Origin of the sequence: Paenibacillus sp. FSL H7-0350, assembly GCF_038593195.1 — a bacterium.
In the GTDB taxonomy this organism is placed as follows: Bacteria; Bacillota; Bacilli; order Paenibacillales; family Paenibacillaceae; genus Paenibacillus_AQ.
The window spans coordinates 5,303,271-5,321,238 of sequence record NZ_CP151972.1; the positions used below are offsets into that span (position 1 = coordinate 5,303,271).

Below are 17,968 nucleotides of genomic sequence, written 5' to 3' on the forward strand. Positions count from 1 at the left end.
TCAGTGATCAATCACTGTGAAGCCCCTTGTTCATTTGCGCTTGAAATCTTCTAATATATTGGAGATTCTTAGAATCATGTTGATATCTTTATCTGCTTCTGTAGGGTTGTCTGGTAAATACAGGCCCCACTCCAAATGCTTACCCTCCGATAGAACAAATCCGGATACGTTAGCGCCGAAGCCGTCTATTCTTGCTGCATCAAGCGTTAACCGGTCATCCATAAATACCTTCGCTAACAAATTTTCCGTCCCCATGAAAAATACCGGATACGTTAGGTTGCTAAAGAAATCTCTATATTCTTGCTTTCCTGCTTCAGCCAGATAATCCTCAGTAATAATTAATCCGTCATAATGAATAGCAGGGTCTTCAACAATATCCTTGAGGTTCTTAGGGATGTAGTTAACATTTCTGACGGAATCAAAAGGGACTTTACCCACAATTGCAATCTCTAACAGAGATGAAGGCGGGTGATAAAGTTCTGCTTGAGGGAGAGGATCATTTACAACATTAATGTCACAGCCCACAAACAAGATAGGGAATATAGAAAGAAGTAACATTATTTTGAATTTCATGAAAGGAGCATCCTCGTTTCTGCGGGATAAGGAGCATTTAACTTTTAATATATGGGAATATAATCCTTTCAGCAAGCTATTTAAAAACTACAGAAATGTTGGAATGAATTAGAAAATCGGTAATAAAATATAGTACCCTGATGGATGCCCCTGAACTGTGACCCGATTTGAGGACGGTTTAAAAGAAACACCCTAGAGCTAGCTCGCTAGGAGATGACTCCTGAATTCGTCAGGAGTCATCTTTTTTAATGTCCATTGGTATCGCTCGGAGTTATAGTAGGCAATATATTCCGAAACACGAGCCCTGACTTCCGTAAGATTCTGACAATCTCGAACGCTCATTTCATCTTTCATATGCCCAAAGAATGACTCCATCGATGCATTATCCCAACAGTTCCCTTTACGGGACATGGACTGTTGAAAACCTGCCTGCTCAATGAGAAGACGAGTTTTAGGATGCGTGTAGTGCATGCCCTGATCGGAGTGGAAAATGGCTTCTGGATGAAGGTTTCCATCCAGCCGTTCCAGCAGGCGCCGAATCGTCTTTTCAACGAGTGGTAACTCTAGTGTCCCTGCTACACAGTCGGCAAGAATTTGTCTCGTTGCTCCATCTTTTATGCACGAAAGATAAGCCCACTGTCCGTTTCCGTACCGCAGATACGTGATATCGGTTAGAAAGACTTTCTCCGGCTCGTTCTGGTCAAATTGGCGTTTCAGTAAGTTTGCACAGGTCTGATGCTCCTGCGTAGCCTTTGCCATCTTACGGTACGGGTTAGCTTGCCGTATGGCCGCGACAAGGTTAAACTTACGCATTAATCGGCGAATCTTCTTGTGGTTCATGGTGACCCCGCTGAGGTGCTCCAAACGCATCTTAATCACCAAAGCGCCAGCTCTTCCTTGTAATGCGTCGAAGTGTTGCTTAATAAGAACAAGGTCACGCTCGTCGTCGGCTGTACGAAGTTGGCGTCTTTGCTCGGAGCCCAGCCATCTGTAATAGCCACTGGTGCTCACGGCGGCGACTTCACAGAGATAACGCGTCATGCGGCTGAGTCCATGGGCTCTCAGGGTGTAATGAATGATCTCGTAGCGCTCCGAAGGTGTTAAGGTCTTCCTTTGTTCCGTTCGAGCGCTTCGAGCTTTTTTAGAAAGTCGACCTCAGCTTCTAGTAATTTGATCTTCGCCTTTGCGCGCTTCAGTTCTTCGTCAGCAGACAAGGGACTTGCAGGCTTTCGCCCAGCGCTGCCTTTGCCACGCCGTTCTTCCAGTAGTCCCAGTTCACCATATTTAGCAAAGCTATCTCTCCAGCGTTTCAAACTATGCTTTGGTTTTTTAGAACCGATGAGATCCAGGTCAAAGCCCGCCCTAAGAAATATTTCTGACGGGGGTGTCCCCTCGTTGTAGGCCTTCACTGCCGCCAACTTAAACTCAGCAGTATACGAAATATTCGTCTCGGATACTCGCTGAACATTTGGATTCTTCTCTAATCTTCTGATGATATCTTCCGTAAATAGGGTTCGATTTAAGTTTCCCACAGCCTTATCCCGCTCCTTTTCCAATATTCTGATTAAAACACAAAAGACCCACAAGATGGTCACTTTTTTCAAAGTGTCTTTCTTGTGGGTCACAGTTCACCCCTTGAAGGGGCCTTTTTAAGCCATAGCATCACTTTATAGGGTTATTTTATGAGGGCAAATGATCTAAGGAGGCTTGGCTATTGTATACCAAAGTGTCAGCTAGAGCTCTATCCCTGTTGGCCGCATTCGCATTACTGTTCTCCGTGTTCTTCACTGCCTTACCGAATGCAAATGCTGCCGCGCGAGGATCGTGGTCGCCGAACACGGCCTATGCGGTGAATGACACCGTAACCTATGGCGGAGGTACATATACCTGTCTTCAGGCGCATACGTCCCTGACCGGCTGGGAGCCGCCAAATGTTCCTGCACTATGGAAAAACGGCAGCACCACCACACCGACACCAACGCCCACGCCCACAACGCCACCAGCAACAAACGGAGCCATCTTCTATGCAGATATGAACTATGGCGGCAAGGCCGTCACCCTGGGAACGGGCAATTATGTGCTGTCCCAGCTGAACAATGCGGGCATTCCGAATGACTGGATGTCCTCGCTCAAGGTACCGAACGGCTGGACAGTGGAGGTGTATGCGGACGATAATTACAGCGGCACCAAGTGGACCTATACATCAAGCTCCTCCTGGGTCGGCGACAGTGTGAATGACAAGATGTCTTCGGTCAAAATCTACACCGGTTCACCGCCTGCAACCGGCGTCACCCGCCCCTCCGAGGTGCCCAGCCAGATCTGGACCTATGCCATGAATGTAGACAATAAATTCGGCAAAGGCGGAGATTTCGCTCTACTCCTGAGCGCGGTGATCAAGAAGGAGAGCAGCTTCGGAGCAGGTCTGCCGGGTAGTCCATCCGCCGGTGACGGCTTGATGCAGGTCGAGCCGAATACACGCGCCGCTTATGCCTCCCAATTCAGCGCCAAATTCGGCCGCACGTATAATCACAGCAGCGAACAGGATCAGGTAGCTCTAGGCGGACTTATTCTTGATGAGAAGATCGCAAGATTCGGCAACATCTACAACGGACTCTTACACTATAATGGAGGCGACAACTGGTATCCAGGTGCCACCGATTCCTACGGCCGCCCGATTCTGGCGGATCAGTATGCGAATGCTGTGTACGGAACGTATAAGGGGTACGGGGGGCAGAACTAAGGGAGTACCTTTCTTCCTTATAAAGAAGGGAAAAGACGCTCGGGAATTCCCGTAGCGTCTTTATTTTGCGCTTGTGCCAAGCCCAGGTGAAGATTCATTCCCAATACGGCACGCCGCTGAAGAGGAAAGATTCATTGTTCAAGTAGGACTTAATCTCTCTACTGGCTAATTTATTGATATGTCCAGGCAGCCATTCCTGAGAGTCCGGCAAGCCCAACCAGAAATTCATCGTCTCCAGCTGCGCTGCGATGAAGAAGCCTTCTAACCGCTGGGTATAGTTATCCGGTAACGGATGGTGCATGGAATAAGACTGAAGCAGCTGTTCTCTGAACGAAGGATGGATGTAGGAGAACGTCCAGCCCAAATCCACTAAGTAATAACCGAACCCGCAAGCGCCAAAATCAATGGGCCGTACCTCTTCTCCATCAAACACTAAATTAGTTGGAATCAGATCAGCATGAATCATGCCCCAATTACTGGCGGTCCGCTCCATAGAATTCATCATGTGAATGACCCGTTCGCCTGCACGCAATAGAAGCTCCACATCATCCGCAGCAAGCAGTCCGTCAGCCGCACGTTCTTTTAGCAGATCAAGGGCTTGCAAGATCCGGGAAGGATCAAAGGCCGGGCGTTCAAAGGCAGCGGGAATGCTCCAGTTCGAGGCTTGCTTATGTAACTTGCCGATCAATTCACCTATGGCCCCGGCATCTTCTATAGTTGGAATGAAAGGCTTCTGCTCACCCTCCACCCATCGTAACAAAGTGCAGCGGGTATGGTTCACGTCCGTAATGAATTCTCCACGAGTATTCTTGCAGGGTGAAGGCAGGGTCACATCGGTATCCAAGGTTAAGGCTTCCAGCCAGACCATCTCGGATTGAAGGACCTCCCGCTTACTCCAGATTGGCTCAAGGGTGTCACCTTTGGAGATATGTAACCGGAGGCTGTAACAATTGTTGTCCAGATCAGTGACTTTGTAGATCGTATTGCCGCTCTGTGCAATGAACTCAACCGATTTGCAGCTTATAGAGTAGTGCTCGAGTGCTTCCATTGCGGTATTCAAGTGTTTATCCAATCGCAGATCGCTCCCTCATTTATCAAAGTATAATAGTACGATAACATAGCTGTTCATGGGCGGGAATGGAACTGTTGACTATATTTGTTTTTTATTGCTAGGATGGGCATCCATAACTGCAATCTGACTTATGATATACTAGAAGGTAAATTTTAGGGTGATCCTCAAGATGAGTGAGCAGACAAGGAGGTTAACCTTATATGCGTAAAGGGAAAGGGTTTTTATTACTGAGAATTCTAGTTGCCGTTCTGCCTTTTGTCCTGTTGATCCAAAATTATGGTACCACCATTCGGATCTGGCTCCATCCTGTAACCACAACGATAGGGCAGGTAGCCCCCCTGTTGCCTGACAAGGAGATCACTACCCTGACCTTTATTCCTGGAAATGACGCAAAGAGGGAATTCAATATTACCGGCGATGATGATCTTAGCGATCTCATAACCCGTCTCTCCAGCCTGCAAATAAAGGAAAAGAACAAAAGTAACCAAAAAGAGCCCGATCAATTCGACTCCATATTTTTAAGCGTCCAGGGTGGCCTAAGAGTGATGCTGGATGTCTCCGAAGATAAGAAGGAGCTGCTTCTGCTGAAAGTTAGCAAGGATAACACAACCACCCGCTGGTATTCTGTCCTTAACCAGGAGGAGATGGAGCAGTTCGTCAGCTTAATTATGGCAAAGAGAACAGATTGAAGCTTACGATTTCTTGCATACGCTAATAAGGAGCGGGGAGCTGGAGGTGAACGGGGTACGATCCCAGTCCGCATACTGATGCTCGATACGGAATCCGTAACGGGTCAATAACTCCGTCAGCGCAGCGTATGTTGTGAACCGGCAGTCGATCCGTGACTCTGTCCGCTTATTGCCCCAATCGCGAAAAGTTACCCAGCGCATGATGGAACGTTCCGTATCGTAAGTCTGTGTGCCCGATACCTTGACTACGTTGCCGTCTGAATCGGTGAATTGGCCCCAATCCGTCTCCCCTTCATCGGACAGGTCAGTTCCTGCGGGATTGCGCGTCTCGAAAATCAGACGTCCTCCGGGCTCCAGATGATTGTAGACGGTGCGGAGTAAGGCGGCCTGATCCTCATCACTCAAAAAAGCCTGAAACGCATTCCCCGTTAAATAGATCATGGCAAACCGCTTATCGGAGCGGAAGGTTCGCGCATCAGCTTCGATAAACGCTACAGGCAAGTTCCCGGCCTTCACCCGTGCATAAGCCAGCATAGAGGAAGCAATATCAACGCCAGTTATGGCCACTCCCGCCTGAGCCAGCGGCAGAGTCGTAAGTCCGGTTCCGCAAGCCAGCTCCAAAACCTCTCCGGCAGACGCCTTGGCCCATTCCAGATAGAACTGATATTTCCGTGTCTCCCCGCCGAACTCCCGATCATAGTTGATCGGGTCACGGTACTCTTCCAGATTGTTGTGCACAGTCAATGCTAGCTCCTCCTTGGCAATACAAAATAAACGCATAAAGGTACGATAGCATAGCTGTTCATAGGCGGGAATGGAAGGGTTGAGTATATTCGTTTTTTATTGATAGGATGGGCATGAAATGATTAGGAGGGGGATGATCGGATGAACATCCATAACTGTAACCTGAATATCTGGGCGCATCTGCCGGATGAGATATGGACGAAAGTGGCTGATATATATGAATCAATGCCGGGCTGGATAGGCTACACAGACGGAATCCCCTATTGGTTCGGGCAGGAAGAGGAGGAGAGTTTCATCATGGCCTCAGTGGAACCGAGTGGCTTGTCGTTCTATGCTCAGATGGAGCAGAGCGAGTGGGATGCGTGGATCGGAAGGTTCAAGGCAGAAGCCACGAGGGTGTTGGGGTTTGCGGTGGGGGAGCCGGAGGAAGGGGGATTTCATGTTTGATATTTATGAATTTATTAACTGGATAGTAGAAGGGAAAAGGCAAGTTGTTGTTATTCCTAAAATGGGTGAAGTAATCAGGGGAACAGCTCTAACATTTCAAGATAATATGTTACAAATCAAAACTAGTGCTGACACTGAGCAAATAAAAGTTGAAGATATATCTGACATCTTCAGTGTTAGCCAAAAGCCGTAGGTTCCCGATGATCCGTCCATGTGAATTTCGAGTAATTCTGTTCAGCCAGATTATTAAGCCCCATAAGGAGGATAATGACATGTCTGTTCCCTCAATCTCTAGACCATTCTTGTGGTGGTGCGCCTTGTTGACGGTCATTATCCTCTTGTGTGTTATGGCTTACCGAACAGGGGCCTCATTGTACCACAATCACCAGCTGCGCAAGGATTTCTCAGCTGCGGCCGAAGCCAGTCCCTATCAACAAGGCATTCCGCTGGAGCAGATGGATCTGGGCGCGTATAACTCCTATTTTCCCGGCATATCTGGAGAGCCTGCCTATTCGATAACGCATTTTGTAGAAGCGCCTGTGTCTTTGCAATATTATAGTGAGATTCCAAGCAAGGATACGGCGGTTGCCCTACATATCCCCAAGGGAGCGGTCATTGAGGCTATTCCGCAGCATTCTCCGGGATCTTCATTCTATGAGTTAGGGTACGGGTATACCAGCTATCCTACGTATGAGAAGGGATGGCGGTATGTCCGGCCGTTCAAGACGGCAGAGGCGGCAAGCCCTGGACTGGGCGAAGAGTATTATTATATTAGAATAGACAGCATAGAGGCTGTAATGAAATCAGCGATTAGAGCAAACAAGCCTTTTCTCACTGCGGTACGTCAGGAATATTGGACCCTGAACCGGGGGACGTATGCCTTCGCACGGCTTATTGACGAGGCACTGTATCAGAATGGAGCGTACCTCTCGCCGGATCTGTTCTACCGGATCTTTGACCGCTTGAATATAATGCTTCTGGGGGCAGTGGCGATGATCACCGTTGTCCTGCTAAGGCCAAGCTCATGGTTCACTCGGATTCGTAGATAGCTAGAGAGTATATATAGGTTCATGCTGCGGGTTTTAAGTAGGAGTCCATAGATAACTGAAAGCTGGTGGAACCATGAACGTAGATCAAGCAATAAGCTTCATTGATCAGGAACTATCTCAGACATTAAATGATTATCAAGACTGGTTTGATTTGAAGTCCGACGTCCGATCCCTTAAACCGCAGGTTGGATGGAGTATTGAACAAGTATTGGAGCATGTAACCTTAACTAATCACTTTCTGTTGATTCTCATTAGAAAAGGGACGCGGAAAGCCATTGAACTGTCCACAAAGAAAGATGTAAAGGCAGTGATTGAATCCCGTCCAATTAATCTACAGGAGCTCGATGCAATAGCTAAGCATAAGGCTTTTGAATGGATCAGGCCAGAGCATATGGAGCCTACAGGGGACAAAGAATTAGGGCAGATTAGAGCATTACTGGAAGAGCAGATTAGCGAATGCAGAGAGCTTCTGAAGGAGCTAGGAAACGGAGAGGGGCTACTCTATACAACCAAAATGACGGTAAACAACCTGGGTAAGCTTGATGTGTATCAATACATCTATTTTCTGTGTCAGCACGCCAAGCGCCATATTGTGCAAATGCAGAAGGTTATGGATGAGTATACGGGGGTGGGAGGACTGAGGAATTTATAATGAGAAAACAAACCAAATACCTGATAGGACTCGGAGCTTTAATCATTATTTTGGTTGCAGCTGTTGTTGTATATAATTCTCAGAAGACGACTTCATTTAAGAAAGTAGTAACTGATAAAATTAATATTAATGAAATATCGGCCATCTATATCACCCAAAAATCTTCAGGTGTTGAAGTTAGGCAAGATGAAATTAAAATTGAAGATCGGGAAGAAATCAATAAGATCATGGCTGAGTTCGATAAGTTAGACTTGAAGAATGCAAATGACGAAAAAATGAAGTTTGATCCCTATACTTATAACCTTCGGATATATATAAATAAGGAGGCTAGATTTGGGATTGACATATATAACAAATTTAATATTTCCTTGTATGACAGTAGTAAGACCAAGAATAAACTAAGTGATTATTCAACCGACAATACTGAAATAATAAGTAAGCTGGAGAATTATTTTAAATAGACCATGGACAAAAAGGTGTTCTCGAAAGAGCACCTTTTCTTTCACTGTTTAAATTAGTGGTCGTTCTGTTGGCATCTTGTTGCTTTTAACATTACCTTATATTCTAATTAAGCACTTCTATTTCAGTCTTAAATCTTTCTTTAACCGTTTGTTTGAATTCATTGTGTTCAGCCTGGTCGTTTTTATGATCTTGATCTAATGTTTGTATTTTTAATCCATCAGAATCCAAACTAAATCTGCCGTTATTCATATTAATAACACCGTACTCACCATATGAATTCTTTTTGAGGTATATTACGTATCTTTCGCCCTCTTTTATTTCATTATAATTTTCAATAGAATAAATTTTCGACTCGGTGTCTCCTTCAATCAGAGAAATTGGTTCAATAATATTCATTTTTTCATTTTCAACAACTGGTGCAGATTCTGAGTTTTTTAATACTTTTAGTATCTCAATCGGAGTTCTGGTATAAAAATCTTCGATGGCTTGGGGTAATTCTGCTCCCGAGGCATCCGGCTCAGCGTATTTGACCACATGTTCACGATCAAAAAAACCGGTATCAGTCTCTGCTATTACAACCAGCTCTGCGTCATCAAACAATTGGCTTTCTTTATCGAACTTCATGTAATTACCTTGATTCACAACTGTCACTACAGTGTTCTTATCAATATCTTTATCTCCTATATTATCCACTACATCATTAGTACACGCAAAAAGAAATATAGAGAATGATGCAAGCAGCAAAAAAAGTTTAATATTTCTCATATGAACCTCCTATAGTAATTATTTATTTGACTGATAAAATATTATAAAGGCCATTTGATGTTAATCTGCTCGGAATCATAAGGCGATATAGAAGAAGGAATAACTCTCCAGCCTTGTGGCATTATTGAATCCATTCCAATATGCTCTACCTGCATCATAGTGACCTGTATAACCAAAATCTGCTACAGATGAATGGTAAAACACAAATGGCTTTGCACTGTTTTTTCTGCCTCCTGATAAATAATCTGCACTAACAAGGCCCCAAATAATCACACAAACATATATATATACCCAATTAAATGTAATTATTTTCTTTCTTTTTCCACATAGTTTAAATTTGTATCTATATAACTATAAATGAGTAAATACGGATACAGAGAATACCAAAATAGGACTAAGATATTTTGAATCGCTCACAGATGATCTGAAATCGCAGACCATCGCCAAAAGGGCAAGGGTCTCCCCGCCCGACTGTGCAGTACAGATGAGTCCAGGCCAAGAGTGTTCACAATCGAATAAAAGCTTAGCCGAACGAACCCTGTACGTCTCAAAGCCTAAATTGTTTTTGGATTGCTGACCTCCCCATACAGCAGATCGCCACTGGCCCCGGAACTGTGAGGGGATTCGGCGAAGAATATGCAGCACACAGGAAGCTGGGCGCTATCTTACAGAGCTTGGACCGATTCGAGGGGATAGGGGCAGAGTTGATCCTCACTGGCCTGAACAGTCCAGACACCTTCAACCGGAACATGGCGATCAATGCACTGGAGAGCTGGGACGTTTCATCCTGGGGAGAGCAGCTAATTCACGCGGTAACACACCTGTCAGAAGTCGAGCTTGAAGAACCGGTAAGAGAACGACTGGATCAGCTCCGTAAGGATAAGGGTTTATAAATATTTTGTAAGTCTTCCGATTGAGCAGGAACCATCGCAATATCAAAGGTGTTCTCGAAAGAGCAGCTTTTTCTTTTACTGTTTTAAATTCATGGTCGTAAATTAATCTATCGTCCGTAACCCCCACTTGCCTGTATCATCCTTCACGAAGTAAAAGGAAAGATTATTTACTTTAATGTCTGAACCATCCTTTACTTTAACCTCAAGCGAGACGACTGTTCTTCCAGCAGAATCTTCCTCAACAGAATTTAGCTTATCAAAAGAGTACTCTTTCCCAAGCATGAATCCATGTGCGTCAGATGACTGATTATTTGCAAAGGCACTCCTGAATTCTTCCTCGTTATTGTTCACTAGAGCGTTCATTACTGCGTTCAAACTATTTCTAATCTGTTCATTCAACTTCGTATCATTTACATCTCTTAACTCAATGAATATACCTGTCTTAAAATTGCCTTGGTCTAGTGATGATTGTGGCGCTGAAGTTTGTGTCTCTTGATTAATAGCGGTATGTTTGGGTAGAACATCAGAATTACCAGCACAGCCTGCTAGAATCCCTATAGTTAAAGAACCCGCTATAACCTTCGCGATTTTGTTCATCTTAACCCTCCTTCGGTTTACTGCTTCCCAGTTAGCAGATGCAAGTCCTATTGGCTTCGAAGCATGATATTAATAGCGCTAACTCTGATATGTTAAGCATACAATAGAATAAGCTCTCAAATATTTCTACGGAGGAATATCATGAACAAATTAATAGGGTTTTCTCTATTATTACTACTGACCGCTTGCTCAAACCCTCAAGAATCTAACACAACAACGAAGGACATTACCTTCACAGAGATTAAAACCTTTCAGAGTAACGCAGCTCCTATCTTAAAATGGAATGACCAAATTTATTTAATAACTGACGAAAAAGTATCTGCCAGTGAAGTTGAGTTGGAAGCCGGAAAAGTTACCAGTTACTCTATCACAGGCGAAAAGATAACACCGAACAATTTTTCGAATTATTATGGTACAGGCACACCTGTTTTCATTATTAAAGGGAAAGACAAATTAAAAGAGCTAGCGATCCAGACTAATAAAGAAACCTTTGTGAAGGCAATAGTTCCATTAGCAGTTACCAGCTCCAACTCAGAATTCCAACTCTAATATGGTTCTACTAAACCAATTCACAAACCCCGGGCTCCAACAGGAGTCCTTTTCTGTGTAATTTTAGAAATATCATAGATTTACATTAAGGATTGAACTATCATTAATATATACAGAGAAATTGTGGGAAATTGAATTTGACCAACTGGGCGGAGGTACACATGGACGAACTAATGCAGAGAATTATTCAATTCCGTGACGACAGGGACTGGAAGCAATTCCATGATCCTAAGGATCTGGCGCTCTCGATCACGCTGGAGTCTAGCGAGCTGCTGGAGCTTTTTCAATGGAAGAACAGTCAGCAGGCTATAGAGCAACATTCCTCCGACATGCAGGACGAAATCGCGGATATTCTCATCTACACGCTAACGCTGGCTCATGATTTGCGGATCGATGTTAAGGATGCGATCCTTCAGAAGATAGACAAGAATGCGAAGAAATACCCCATATCCAGGTCCAAGGGAAGCTCTGTCACGATTACATAGATAAAATACCGATCCTTAAATATCTACGAGGCCTAGCTATATAGGTATCATAAGTACGGCGAAACACCCATTCTTCAAAGCTCTTAGTGAAAGTCATTTTATCTTCAATTTCGGAGGTACACTATGAATGATGTTGTAAATACTCAAAAAGAAAAATATATAGCTTGGGTTACGGAAAACTTGGGTGAAAAAACGGGTGGATGGTATACGCCATATCTTGAGAAACTTGGGCAGTTGTTAGAAAAGTTTGCTTTAGGTAGCGGTTTTAAGGAGAATTTCTTTGATTATCAATCATATTCAGAATATAAAAAAATTTATCAGCAAATAACAGAACAAAATGATCAGGATATTGAGAGGTTAGTAAGTGGTAAAGGTACGCCACGATATCCACAAAAGTTTGGTATGAAAAAAAATCTGTTTAGAAAAAGATATGCGGAAGATGAATTTAATCGCGGAGTAAGAGGTAAGCCTGATAATATAGGTGGAATACCTGACTGGGGCGTTTTAATGCGTTCATATCTAATATTTTTATATTATGATGAGAATCCTACTTTAACTTATCCTAAAAAAGAGAAGAAAATTGCAAATCAAGAAGATAAAATTGATAACAGTATTAATTATTGGTTGATTTCTCCAGGTGAGAATTCGAGATTATGGGATCAGTTCCATGAAGAAAATATAATTGCACTTGGTTGGGACTATTTGGGAGATCTAAAACACTATGACTTAAAAGAAGATATTGAACGGGAAATAGCTGAGCAAAGAACGGATGGAGTGCGCCCTGTTAATGATACAAAGGCTGTATGGGATTTCTATAGGGAAATTCAAGCTGGTGACATTATATATGTAAAAGAAGGAATTAAGACAATCCTCGCACGCGGAGTTGTTACGGGAGATTATTATTTCGATAATGATGTATCGGAATATAAGCATAGAAGAAAAGTTGAGTGGCTTCAAGTTGGAAAGTGGGAACTATATCAGACTTTTGCTCAGAAATCATTAACATGTTTAAATCCTTATCCTAATTTTATTGTAGAAATTGATCAAGTAATGAATGAAGACTCTATTGATCCAAAAATGGCTGAAGTGAATGATTTTCGAAATTGGTTATCTAATCAAGTTACAGATACAGGAGTTAGCTTAAATGATAAGACAGTTACGCAAAAAGTAAGTGCGTTAAAGGATATAGAGCACCATTTTGATACTCTAATTTTTGGTGAAATAGATATTGAGCAACTAAAACAGTTAAAAGATGTTGTTGTATCAGATAAATCCTACACAAAATATAAAGGTGTATCGGGCAGTTCTATTGACTACTACATTCGTTTTATTGAATCAAAGCCTACTGTTCAGGAGAATGAATCCTATACAATGGAGGACTTTCTTTCGGATGTTTTTATTGAAAAAAAGGAAATGGTACGTCTAATTTCTCTACTTGAAAATAAGAAGAATCTTATATTGAAAGGTGCACCAGGAGTAGGTAAGACGTTTATTTCCAAACGTTTAGCGTATGTAATGATGGAAGAAAAAGATGAAACGCGTATACATATGGTTCAGTTCCACCAAAGCTATAGTTACGAGGACTTTATTGAAGGGTTACGTCCTAAAACTGAAGGGGATGGATTTGAACTGAAACAAGGTCCGTTTGTGAAGTTTGCTAGAAAAGCAGCACGAGATCCTGAACGAGACTATTTCTTTATTATTGATGAAATTAATCGTGGGAATATGAGTAAAATACTTGGGGAATTAATGATGCTTATTGAAGCGGATAAGCGAGGCGAGCAGATCAATCTTCTCTATTCTAATGATAAGTTTTCTGTCCCATCGAATCTATACATCATTGGAATGATGAATACGGCAGATAGAAGCTTAGCTTTATTAGACTACGCACTTAGAAGAAGGTTTTCATTTTATGAAATTAAACCAGCTTTCCACAATGATACATTTAAGTCCTATATAAATGATTTAAATAATCCACAATGTTTAAATCGTGTCATTGATGAAATCAAAAGATTAAATAATCAAGTTGTTAAAGAGCTAGGATCAGGATTTCAAATTGGGCACAGCTACTTTACAGGCGATGCTTATAAAGTAGATACCGCAAAGCGTGTAGAGGAAGTAATTGAATATGAAATTATTCCACAGCTATTCGAGTATTGGTTTGATGATGAACAGAAGGCAGACGATTGGGCTGAACGACTAAGAGGCTGTTACGATGGAGAAAAATAATAATATTCCAATTCGTAATATATACTATATGCTTTCTTATGCATATCAAACGTTACATCTTTCCGAGTACAAACAAATTGGAACAGAAAAGTTTGAGAATGTTGAAGAGCTGTATTCAGAAATTTTGGCGATTGGGATACCCGTTTTGATCCGCGGAGGATTAGTGAAAGATTATATAAGTATTGAAGAGGCTTCCAATGTTATTAAAGGGAAGATTGATATCAATTCAACGATAAATAAAAATACATTGATAATTAAGAAAGTTTCAGTAGTTTATGATGATTTCTCTGAAAATATATTATTGAATCAAATTATCAAAGTGACACTTGTTTACCTATCACGCTCAAATAAAATAAATAGAAAGACACGTAGAATTTTTTACGGTTTACTTCCTTATTTCACAGAAGTATCAGATGTAGAGCTGAACTTGAATCTATGGAAAAACCTTAGATATAACCGCCAAAACATTCGCTATCAATTTATTGTAGATGTGTGTAGATATCTTTATGAGCAGTTATTATTGGATGAAAGCTCAACATCCCAAAGGATGAAAGAGGTCCAAGAAGAACAAAGATTATGGTCTTTATATGAAAAATTCATCTATGCATTTTTCAGACGTGAAACGGAATATAACGTATCCCATCCTCAGATTCGGTGGATTGTTGATGATGAATTTACAGATGCATTACCGATTATGCAAACAGACCTTGTACTTCAAAAAGATAAAAAAACATTGATTGTGGATGCAAAGTTTTATTCTGAGAATATGGCAGTGAGGTTTGAAGGTGGAGTTCCAAAGCAAATATCTTCTAATCTGTATCAAATGTTTACGTATATAAATAACTGGAAAAAACAGAGTGATGAGACTGTGGTAGGTATGCTACTTTATGCAAAAACAATCGCTTTAAATCAACCTAACCATATTTACAGTATTAAAGGTAATCAAATTTTAGTTGTATCTCTTGATTTACAACAAGATTTTAACGGCATAAAGGAAAACTTAATAGCGTATGCCAATCAGTTTTTTGAATAGCTTTATCTTTTATCAAGGGGAAATTCGTTACAGTCTAATGGAGAAAAATGAAACGGCGTATAGGTTCGGAGTATGAGGAATCATTCAAGATGCAAAGAGGAGTAAGGGCACCCGATTGGGTGCCTTAAATTTGGAAGGAACTACTGTGACTCTTTACGTAAATATGGTGTTTTTGTAATCAAAAAGTATTTTCTGAAAACTATAAATTTTATAAGTAAGATTTATTTTGGTGTCAGTTTCTTCTCTTACTCAGTGTATAATAAGAGGAGTATTATCGTTATAAGGAATTTATAGTCGAATTATGGAATAAGAACTGCTTTATTAATGAGTGATTTCAAAGCAGAATAAACTGATATGTAGAAATGGAGAAAGATGAATGCTAACTGGAGAAGTGCGTAATAAGATTGACAAAATATGGTCTGATATCTGGGCTGGTGGGATTAGTAATCCTTTAACCGTTATTGAACAGTTGACTTACCTGATGTTTATCCGTTCACTGGATGAAAAGGAATTGGAGAACGAGAGTTTTGAGGCGATTAGCGGAGCAGAGGTGCCGAAAATATTCCCTCAAAACGAAGACGGACAGAATATGCGCTGGAGTAAGTTCAAAACCAAAGACGCCCGTATCATCTATGATATTGTTGGCACGCAGGTCTTTCCTTTTATTAAAACGATGAATGGAGAGAACATGACTGCCTTCACACGCTATATGCAGGATGCCATGTTCCTTGTTCCAACGCCGCAGGTACTACAGAAGATGATTACAGGCCTTGATGAACTGTATGAACATGATATTAAGGATTTGGATATGCAGGGCGATCTGTATGAGTACATGTTGGGCAAGCTCGCTTCGGCTGGACAAAACGGCCAATTTAGAACGCCAAAACATATTCGTGATCTGATGGTTCGTTTGCTCGCGCCTACACCAAATGATAAGATCGTTGACCCTGCTTGTGGTACTGCGGGTTTCCTTGTCTCTTCAGCTGAATATATCCGTGAAAAATACGAGTCGGAGATGACAGGCGAACAGTGGGAGCATTTCTCCGGTGAGATGTTCTCAGGCTATGATACCGACAGAACGATGTTGCGATTGTCTGCTATGAACCTGATGTTACACTCCATCAGCCAGCCACATATTGATTATGTGGATAGTGTATCCAGACAAAATAATATAGCATCCGCCTATGATATTGTACTTGCCAATCCTCCATTCACCGGAACAGTGGATGCTGAAAGCATCAACGATAATCTAAGAACTATTACTGATACTAAAAAGACAGAGCTTCTATTCGTGGCCCTTTTCTTACGTATTCTCCGTAAAGGTGGACGTTGTGCCTGTATCGTGCCCGATGGCGTACTATTTGGCTCGACCAAGGCGCATAAGTCACTTCGTAAGGAACTAGTAGAGAATCATCAGCTTCAGGCGGTAATTTCCATGCCAAGCGGAGTGTTCAAACCTTACGCTGGAGTCAGCACGGCGATCCTATTGTTTACCAAGACAGGGGCAGGCGGCACGGATAAAGTATGGTTCTATGATATGAAAGCCGATGGCTATTCGCTGGACGACAAACGTTCGCCTATTGCGATTAACGATATTCCTGATATCATTGCCCGTTATCACAACCTGGAAGGTGAAGCAGATCGTCTGCCGACAGAACCGAGTTTTTTGGTGAACAAGTCGGCTATTGAAGCGAATGACTATGACCTGTCTATCAATCGGTATAAAGAGATCGTTTATGAGAAGGTAGAGTATGACAAGCCTGAAGTGATTATGTCTCGAATGGAGCAGTTAAACCTTGATATTGCCTCCAAGATGGAGGAATTGAGGGGGTTGCTGGGTGAGTAAGTGGGAAAAGGTGAAGATTGATGATGTTTGTGTTAAAAAGATTCAAACACTTAACACGTTAGACGATTATGATATTGAGTACGTTGATATTTCTTCAGTAGATAATCAAGACAAGAAAATTGTTTCATATCAGACTATAAAGATAAAAGAAGCCCCGAGTCGAGCGAAACAGATTTTAAAAAAACATGACATTTTAGTTTCAACTGTTCGGCCAAACCTAAATGCTGTTGCAATAAATGATATTGAAAGTAGAAATGTGGTAGTAGGTTCAACTGGCTACTGTGTTTTGAGAAGTGATGGGGAGATAGAAACGAATTATTTATTTAACTTTTGTAAATCTAAAACTTTTATTAATGGACTTGTAAAAGTTGCAAAAGGTGCTAGTTATCCTGCTGTCAGCAATGCTGAAGTGAAGAATAGTATGATACCATTACCGCCACTTGAGGTACAGAAGCAAATTGCCAAAACATTAGATGCAGCTGCTGAATTGCTTGCTATGCGTAAACAGTACCTTGCTGAGCTGGACAATCTTATCAAATCAATTTTTTATAAAATGTTTGGCGATCCTAATACAAATAAAAAAGGTTGGGCGATTAAGGCATTTAAAGATGTTGCTATGATAGATACGAAAATGACGAAGGACTTTACAAAATATGGAAATTATCCGCACATAGGCATAGATAGTATTGAGAAGGGAACGGGAGCAATAGTTGAATATAAGCTTGTGAAAGATAGCAATATTATTAGTGGAAAGTATCTATTTGGTAGTAAACATATTATTTATAGCAAAATACGTCCAAACCTTAATAAGGTCGCCTTGCCTTCTTTTGAGGGACTTTGTTCTGCTGATGCTTACCCTATCTTGCCCACAGAGGGGGTATTAAATAAATTATATTTGGTATATATCCTACGCTCAGATTTCTTTTTAAGCTATATTATGGATTTTAGTAGCCGTACTAATATTCCTAAAGTAAATAAGCATCAATTAGAAGGGTTTCAGTTTCCTCTCCCTCCATTTGAATTACAAGAACAATTCGCCAACATTGTCACCAAAATCGAAGAACAAAAAGCTATCGTCAAGAAGGTCATCGACGAAACTCAGCATCTTTACGATAGTCTGATGAGTCAATATTTTGAATAATG

21 protein-coding genes are annotated in these 17,968 nt (G+C 41.7%); 14 read left to right on the top strand and 7 right to left on the bottom strand.

The features are described from left to right. Window positions 1–30: 30 nt before the first annotated feature. From NYE24_RS24190 to NYE24_RS24200, 3 genes are all read right to left on the bottom strand, one after another. The gene (locus tag NYE24_RS24190) at window positions 31–573 is read right to left on the bottom strand and encodes a hypothetical protein (protein WP_342476848.1); all 543 of its coding nucleotides are present in this window, start codon (window positions 571–573) and stop codon (window positions 31–33) included. Window positions 574–771: 198 nt separating this feature from the next. After that, window positions 772–1,653, bottom strand: coding sequence for an IS3 family transposase (locus NYE24_RS24195; RefSeq protein ID WP_342479287.1), 882 nt, complete (start codon window positions 1,651–1,653; stop codon window positions 772–774). Window positions 1,654–1,673: 20 nt separating this feature from the next. Next, complete coding sequence (locus NYE24_RS24200) at window positions 1,674–2,198, bottom strand: HTH domain-containing protein (RefSeq protein WP_342476360.1); 525 nt, start codon at window positions 2,196–2,198, stop codon at window positions 1,674–1,676. Window positions 2,199–2,287: 89 nt separating this feature from the next. Between NYE24_RS24200 and NYE24_RS24205 the strand changes: the two genes are divergently transcribed. Next, a complete protein-coding gene (locus tag NYE24_RS24205) occupies window positions 2,288–3,313 on the top strand; it encodes a carbohydrate-binding protein (protein ID WP_342476849.1) in 1,026 nt (341 codons plus the stop codon). Between the two features lie 94 nt (window positions 3,314–3,407). On the opposite strand, the gene NYE24_RS24210 is transcribed toward NYE24_RS24205, so the two are convergent. Continuing rightward, entirely contained in the window at window positions 3,408–4,385 is a 978-nt protein-coding gene (locus tag NYE24_RS24210; protein WP_342476850.1) for a phosphotransferase, read from the bottom strand. A 200-nt stretch (window positions 4,386–4,585) separates the two neighbouring features. On the opposite strand from NYE24_RS24210, the gene NYE24_RS24215 reads away from it, so the two are divergent. Beyond that, the gene (locus NYE24_RS24215) at window positions 4,586–5,074 is read left to right on the top strand and encodes a hypothetical protein (RefSeq protein ID WP_342476851.1); all 489 of its coding nucleotides are present in this window, start codon (window positions 4,586–4,588) and stop codon (window positions 5,072–5,074) included. A gap of 3 nt (window positions 5,075–5,077) precedes the next feature. Here NYE24_RS24215 and NYE24_RS24220 read toward each other — a convergent pair whose 3' ends face one another. Continuing rightward, window positions 5,078–5,812, bottom strand: coding sequence for a class I SAM-dependent methyltransferase (locus tag NYE24_RS24220; RefSeq protein WP_342479288.1), 735 nt, complete (start codon window positions 5,810–5,812; stop codon window positions 5,078–5,080). A 147-nt stretch (window positions 5,813–5,959) separates the two neighbouring features. Here NYE24_RS24220 and NYE24_RS24225 point away from each other — a divergent pair, with 147 nt between their 5' ends. The 5 genes from NYE24_RS24225 (at window position 5,960) to NYE24_RS24245 (ending at window position 8,427) form a co-directional block, all read left to right on the top strand. After that, on the top strand, window positions 5,960–6,265 hold the full coding sequence (locus tag NYE24_RS24225; protein WP_342476852.1) for a hypothetical protein: 306 nt from the start codon (window positions 5,960–5,962) through the stop codon (window positions 6,263–6,265). Then, window positions 6,258–6,458: a hypothetical protein gene (locus NYE24_RS24230; RefSeq protein ID WP_342476853.1), complete on the top strand. Its 201-nt coding sequence runs from the start codon at window positions 6,258–6,260 to the stop codon at window positions 6,456–6,458. The genes NYE24_RS24225 and NYE24_RS24230 overlap by 8 nt, the downstream gene beginning before the upstream one ends. A 154-nt stretch (window positions 6,459–6,612) precedes the next feature. Beyond that, complete coding sequence (locus NYE24_RS24235; RefSeq protein WP_342476855.1) at window positions 6,613–7,314, top strand: hypothetical protein; 702 nt, start codon at window positions 6,613–6,615, stop codon at window positions 7,312–7,314. A gap of 73 nt (window positions 7,315–7,387) precedes the next feature. Further along, the gene (locus NYE24_RS24240) at window positions 7,388–7,966 is read left to right on the top strand and encodes a DinB family protein (protein ID WP_342476856.1); all 579 of its coding nucleotides are present in this window, start codon (window positions 7,388–7,390) and stop codon (window positions 7,964–7,966) included. Next, window positions 7,966–8,427, top strand: a complete 462-nt coding sequence (locus NYE24_RS24245; RefSeq protein WP_342476857.1) for a hypothetical protein — start codon at window positions 7,966–7,968, stop codon at window positions 8,425–8,427. The genes NYE24_RS24240 and NYE24_RS24245 overlap by 1 nt, the downstream gene beginning before the upstream one ends. Window positions 8,428–8,530: 103 nt before the next feature. Here NYE24_RS24245 and NYE24_RS24250 read toward each other — a convergent pair whose 3' ends face one another. Beyond that, window positions 8,531–9,193, bottom strand: coding sequence for a hypothetical protein (locus NYE24_RS24250; RefSeq protein WP_342476858.1), 663 nt, complete (start codon window positions 9,191–9,193; stop codon window positions 8,531–8,533). A 674-nt stretch (window positions 9,194–9,867) separates the two neighbouring features. On the opposite strand from NYE24_RS24250, the gene NYE24_RS24255 reads away from it, so the two are divergent. Further along, window positions 9,868–10,086, top strand: coding sequence for a hypothetical protein (locus NYE24_RS24255; RefSeq protein ID WP_342476859.1), 219 nt, complete (start codon window positions 9,868–9,870; stop codon window positions 10,084–10,086). Window positions 10,087–10,188: 102 nt separating this feature from the next. Here NYE24_RS24255 and NYE24_RS24260 read toward each other — a convergent pair whose 3' ends face one another. Next, a complete protein-coding gene (locus tag NYE24_RS24260) occupies window positions 10,189–10,683 on the bottom strand; it encodes a hypothetical protein (protein WP_342476860.1) in 495 nt (164 codons plus the stop codon). Window positions 10,684–10,824: 141 nt separating this feature from the next. Here NYE24_RS24260 and NYE24_RS24265 point away from each other — a divergent pair, with 141 nt between their 5' ends. The 6 genes from NYE24_RS24265 to NYE24_RS24290 all read left to right on the top strand — a co-directional run bounded on the left by NYE24_RS24265 (window position 10,825) and on the right by NYE24_RS24290 (window position 17,966). Beyond that, complete coding sequence (locus tag NYE24_RS24265) at window positions 10,825–11,232, top strand: hypothetical protein (protein ID WP_342476861.1); 408 nt, start codon at window positions 10,825–10,827, stop codon at window positions 11,230–11,232. Window positions 11,233–11,393: 161 nt separating this feature from the next. Further along, complete coding sequence (locus NYE24_RS24270; RefSeq protein ID WP_342476862.1) at window positions 11,394–11,717, top strand: nucleotide pyrophosphohydrolase; 324 nt, start codon at window positions 11,394–11,396, stop codon at window positions 11,715–11,717. 123 nt (window positions 11,718–11,840) lie between these two features. Continuing rightward, window positions 11,841–13,946 (top strand): AAA family ATPase, encoded by a 2,106-nt coding sequence (locus NYE24_RS24275; RefSeq protein WP_342476863.1) that lies wholly within the window; start codon window positions 11,841–11,843, stop codon window positions 13,944–13,946. Then, complete coding sequence (locus NYE24_RS24280; RefSeq protein WP_342476864.1) at window positions 13,933–14,979, top strand: restriction endonuclease; 1,047 nt, start codon at window positions 13,933–13,935, stop codon at window positions 14,977–14,979. The genes NYE24_RS24275 and NYE24_RS24280 overlap by 14 nt, the downstream gene beginning before the upstream one ends. A 376-nt stretch (window positions 14,980–15,355) precedes the next feature. After that, the gene (locus NYE24_RS24285) at window positions 15,356–16,825 is read left to right on the top strand and encodes a class I SAM-dependent DNA methyltransferase (protein WP_342476865.1); all 1,470 of its coding nucleotides are present in this window, start codon (window positions 15,356–15,358) and stop codon (window positions 16,823–16,825) included. After that, window positions 16,818–17,966, top strand: coding sequence for a restriction endonuclease subunit S (locus NYE24_RS24290; protein WP_342476866.1), 1,149 nt, complete (start codon window positions 16,818–16,820; stop codon window positions 17,964–17,966). The genes NYE24_RS24285 and NYE24_RS24290 overlap by 8 nt, the downstream gene beginning before the upstream one ends. The last annotated feature ends 2 nt before the right edge of the window (window positions 17,967–17,968 follow it).